Raw genomic sequence first — 4,516 nt, forward strand, 5'->3', positions numbered from 1 at the left:
GACCCGAAACACACGCGAGGCGCGACCCCGACGGGGTCGCGCCTCGCGCGCTCGGTGCGGTGGTGCTCAGACCTTGACCACGACCGTCGAGCAGACCTTGTCCGCGAACGTCTGCTTCTTCGAGTCCCACAGCGGCCACAACCAGCCGACGTAGCAGGCGATCGAGTCCAGGAAGTGCGCTATCTGGCGGACGAAGGCCATGCCGAAGCCGGTGGGCATGCCGTCGCGCTCGCGCAGCACCTTGATGCCCACGGCGCCCTTGCCGATGGTCTGGCCGGTCTTGCCCTGGCGGTAGAGCTGCCAGAGCCCGAAGACCAACAACCCCAGGCCGCCGACGACCATCACCACGATCGGGCCGGCCCCGCCGTCGTAACTGGTCGTCTCGCTGCCGTCGAGGTGCTCGGTGACGGTGCTCTGGCTCAGGAACCAGAAGAACCCGCCGTAGAACGGGATCGCGGCCAGCATCATGACGAGCCCGTCGAGCAGGGTCGCGCCCACGCGGCGGCCCCAACTCGCGCAGTAGTCGCCCAGATTCTGCGGCGGCCCGTAGCCGTAGGGCTGGCCGTAACCGGCCTGCGGACCGTAGCCGGGCTCGCCGTACGCCGGCTGGCCGTAGGCGGGCTGGCCATAGCCCTGACCCTGGCCCTCGGCGCCGTAGCCGGGCGGCGGGCCGTACGGGCCCGGAGGTTGGGACATGCGGAACTCTCCCCTGAGAACGCGCACACACCTGGTGCACGACGCCGATGACCCCGGGTTTCGTCGACACGCGAGCGCCGTGACGGGCCCGGCGTCGCCCCCACCACCCGAGAGCCTGTTGGAGGCGGCACCCTATCCCGAGGCGGTTGGCGCCCGGTAGGTCTTTATCGGACTGGTGATCGGGATCATGCGGCAGGACCCGGCGAGCGGGCCGGGCGTCGCGGCGCAGGCGGGACTTGGCATTCCCGGTGAAAGGTGCGTTGCATAGGAGGATGCAGGATCAGGCGACTCCGGGACCCCAGGGCCAACGCACACCACTCGCGTTGCCGCCGGGGCCCTCGGCGGCCTCCGCCGACCCGCCCACGCTGCCCCCGTTCCCGGCGGTGCACCCGGCCGAGCTGGGCCCGCAGAACCAGATCAAGCCGCTGGTCACGCTCAGCGGCAAACGTTTCACCTGGGCGGCCGGGGTGCGTGCCGCGCTCGGCGTGGGCATCCCGTTCGCGATCGTCACCGCGGCGCTCGGCGTCGGCTACGGCACGTTCGCCGCGCTGGGCGGCTACACCGTCCTGTACGCGGCCAAGGAGCCGTACGCGCGCCGGGCGATCACCCTCGCGCTGGTCGGCCTGGGTCTGGCCCTGTCGCTGGCGCTGGGCTCGCTCGCGGCCGGCACCGCGCTCCTGTACGTCCCGGTGATCACCCTGGTCGCCACCGTCGCCACCTTCCTGTGCGGCGCGTTGCAGGTGGACCGCCCGGGCGGGTACATGTTCACCCTGGTCTGCGCGATGGGCGCCTTCCTGCCGCACCAACCCGACCTGGTCCCGGAGCGGGCCGCGCTGGTGCTCGTGGGCGCCGCCGGCGCGTGGCTGGTGTCGATGTCCGGCTGGTTGGTGCGCCCGCGCCACCCCGAGCACATGGCGCTCGCGGCCTGTTTCGAGGCGCTCGCCGACTTCTTCGCCTCGATCGGCGACCAACCCAGCGACGCCGCCCGGCACCGCGCGTCCGAGACCGTGCACACCGCGTGGGTGACCGTGTTGCGCGCGGACACCAAGCGCAATCGGCGCACCGGTGAGGCCCACCGGCTGCGGGTGTTGTGCCGGCGCGCGCTCGACCTGTTCCAGGCCGCGCAACTGCTCGCCGTCGAGCGCACCCGGCCGCTGCCACCGGAGATCACCGACACCGTGCGCGCGCTGGCCGGCGCGGTCGGGCAGCCGCGGCTGGTCCCGGTGATGCCCGCGGTGCTCGCCGACACCGAGACCGACGCCGAACGGCTGCTGCGCACGGTGCTGCGGGCCGCCGCCGAGGCGGCCGGCCGGCCGGCGGTCAAGGAGGGCGAGATCATCCCGGGCCGCCGGCCCACCTCCGGTGAGCGCCTGCGCGCCGCGTTCGACCGCTCGTCCCTGGTCCCGCCGACCGCGCTGCGCACCGGCCTGGGGGTCGGCTCGGCGACGCTGGCCGCCGTGTTGTTGCCGGTGGTGCACCCGGTGTGGGTAGCCATCGCGGCCGGCGCCGCGCTCCAGGGCGGCAACGTCGTGCTCGACTTCGGCCGGGTGTTGCAACGGGCGATCGGCACCCTCGTGGGCGTCGCGGTGATCGCGCTGTTCTTCCACGACCTGATGCCCAACCAGTGGCTCGTGGTGATCGCCGTCGCGCTGCTGTTCGGCGCGACGCAGACGGTGATCGCCCGCAACCTGGCCGTGGGCGCCGCGTGCGTGACCCCGGTCGGCCTGTTCCTGGCCGCCACCGGCCAACCCGGTGCGCACGTGGGCGACCTGGCCGCCACCCGGGTGATCGACACCGTCCTGGGTCTGGCCGTCGGCCTGACCGCGAGCCTGGTGTTGTGGCCGCGGGCGTCCGCGACCCGACTGCCGCGCCAACTCGGCCGGGCCGTCCGCGCCGAGGCGATGTTGCTGCGGGCCACGGTCACCGGGCAGATCGTGGACGATCCCGCGTGGGGCAGCACCCGCCGGGCGGCCCGGCGCGAACTGCTCGATTTGTGGAGCGTGTACGAGGCGGCCCTGGGCGAGTTCACCGGCCGTCGCCTGGACGCCGAGCGCCTGTGGCCCGCGATCGTGACCGCCCAGCGGCTCGGCTATCGGCTGATGACCACCCCCGAGACCTACCGCGCCGAGCCGCCCGAACCGATCCCCGCCGACGACCTCGACCGGCTGGACGCCTACCTGGCCGAATTGGCCTCGGCCGCCGAGGAACGCCGCCCCCCGACGCTGCCCGAGCAGCCGGACCTGTGGGGGTATCCGGTGCTGCGCCAACACCTGAAGCGACTGGGTCGCACCATCGCCCGGGCGAACGAAGCACTGCCCGCCCGGCAGTTGCCCGCGTTCGTCCAGCGGCGCATCCTGGCCCCGCCCGCCCGGTTCCTGTACGGGGCCCGCCGCGCGTCCGTCGCGGATACGGAACAATCGCAGCCGGGACAATCGCAGCGACCGGCCCCAAACCGCGGACCAGGAGACAGAACTTGAAGGCGCAGATCCTCGACGGCAAGGCCACCGCCACCGCCATCAAAGCCGAACTGGCCGTTCGGGCCGAGGCACTGAAGGCCCGCGGCATCACGCCGGGTCTGGGCACCGTGCTCGTCGGCGACGACCCCGGCAGCCACTCGTACGTGCGCGGCAAGCACCGCGACTGCGCCCAGGTGGGCATCGCCAGCATCCAGCGCAACCTGCCCGCGGACGCGACGCAGGAGCAGGTCGAGGACGTGGTCCGCGAGCTCAACGCGGATCCGGCCTGTACCGGCTACATCGTCCAGCTCCCGCTGCCCAGGCACCTGGACGCCAACCGGGTCCTGGAGCTGATGGACCCGGACAAGGACGCCGACGGCCTGCACCCGATGAACCTGGGCCGGCTGGTGCTGGGCCAGGAGGCGCCGCTGCCGTGCACCCCGCGCGGCATTGTCGAACTGCTGCGCCGGCACGACATCGAGATCAACGGCGCCGAGGTGTGCGTGATCGGCCGAGGCGTCACCGTCGGCCGCCCGATCGGCCTGCTGCTCACCCGCCGCACCGAGAACGCCACGGTGACCCTGTGCCACACCGGCACCAAGGAACTGCCGTTCCACGTGCTCCAGGCGGACATCGTGGTCGCCGCCGCCGGCGTGCCCGGCCTGATCAGCGCGGACATGGTCAAGCCCGGCGCGGTGCTGCTGGATGTGGGCATCACCCGCACCGACCAGGGTCTGGTCGGCGACGTGCACCCGGAGGCGTACGAGAAGGCCGCCTGGGTGGCGCCGATGCCCGGCGGCGTGGGTCCGATGACCCGCGCGATGTTGCTCACCAACGTCATCGAGGCCGCCGAGCGGCAGGTCACCAGCCTGTGATCGAACCGCGTCGGGCCGCGGGCCGCGCGTTCGTGGGCGCCCGCCGGCGACCCGCGCTCGCCGGGCCCGGGCCCGGCGCGGTGTCGCTCGTGCCGGGATGAGGAGAGGTGGGACCTGTGGCAACCGCTCGGGGGCGACGCAAGGACGGCAGGAAGAAGGAGCCGGGCACCTACCTGCCCGAGGGTGGTGCCTCGCCGGCCGGACCGGGGCCGCTGCGGGAGTGGCCCGCGATGGTGGTCTTCGGCTGCCTGATCGCGGCCCTGCTGACCGCCGCGCTCGATGGCTTCCGGATCGCCGCGGTCCTGATCGCGGGCACCTTCCTGATCGCCGCGATACTGCGGCTGTTCGTAGCCGACGTGGGGGTGCTGGCGGTTCGCAGCCGGTTCACCGACGTGGAGTTCGGCGTCGACCGTTGCGGCCTGCTCGGCACCGAGCGTGGGGACGATGTAGAGCCGGTTCAGCTGCTCGTAGCGTTCGCTGGTGCTGTCC

At 73.0% G+C, this 4,516-nt stretch carries 4 protein-coding genes; 3 read left to right on the forward strand and 1 reads right to left on the reverse strand.

Annotated elements, in window-relative coordinates; translation table 11 throughout:
• Positions 1-66: 66 nt before the first annotated feature.
• Positions 67-696 carry an RDD family protein gene (locus tag ACFXMF_RS46910; RefSeq protein ID WP_360307866.1) on the reverse strand — a complete coding sequence of 210 codons (630 nt, stop codon included), beginning with the start codon at positions 694-696 and terminating at the stop codon, positions 67-69.
• 272 nt (positions 697-968) lie between these two features.
• Between ACFXMF_RS46910 and ACFXMF_RS46915 the strand changes: the two genes are divergently transcribed.
• The 3 genes from ACFXMF_RS46915 to ACFXMF_RS46925 all read left to right on the forward strand — a co-directional run.
• Entirely contained in the window at positions 969-3,173 is a 2,205-nt protein-coding gene (locus tag ACFXMF_RS46915) for an FUSC family protein (protein WP_379992650.1), read from the forward strand.
• The gene (locus tag ACFXMF_RS46920) at positions 3,170-4,027 is read left to right on the forward strand and encodes a bifunctional methylenetetrahydrofolate dehydrogenase/methenyltetrahydrofolate cyclohydrolase (RefSeq protein WP_379992649.1); all 858 of its coding nucleotides are present in this window, start codon (positions 3,170-3,172) and stop codon (positions 4,025-4,027) included. The genes ACFXMF_RS46915 and ACFXMF_RS46920 overlap by 4 nt, the downstream gene beginning before the upstream one ends.
• A 116-nt stretch (positions 4,028-4,143) precedes the next feature.
• The coding region (locus tag ACFXMF_RS46925) for a DUF3017 domain-containing protein (RefSeq protein ID WP_380021284.1) at positions 4,144-4,516 on the forward strand (373 nt) is incomplete at its 3' end.

Source organism: Embleya sp. NPDC059213 (assembly GCF_042754445.1).
Lineage (GTDB): Bacteria > Actinomycetota > Actinomycetes > Streptomycetales > Streptomycetaceae > Embleya.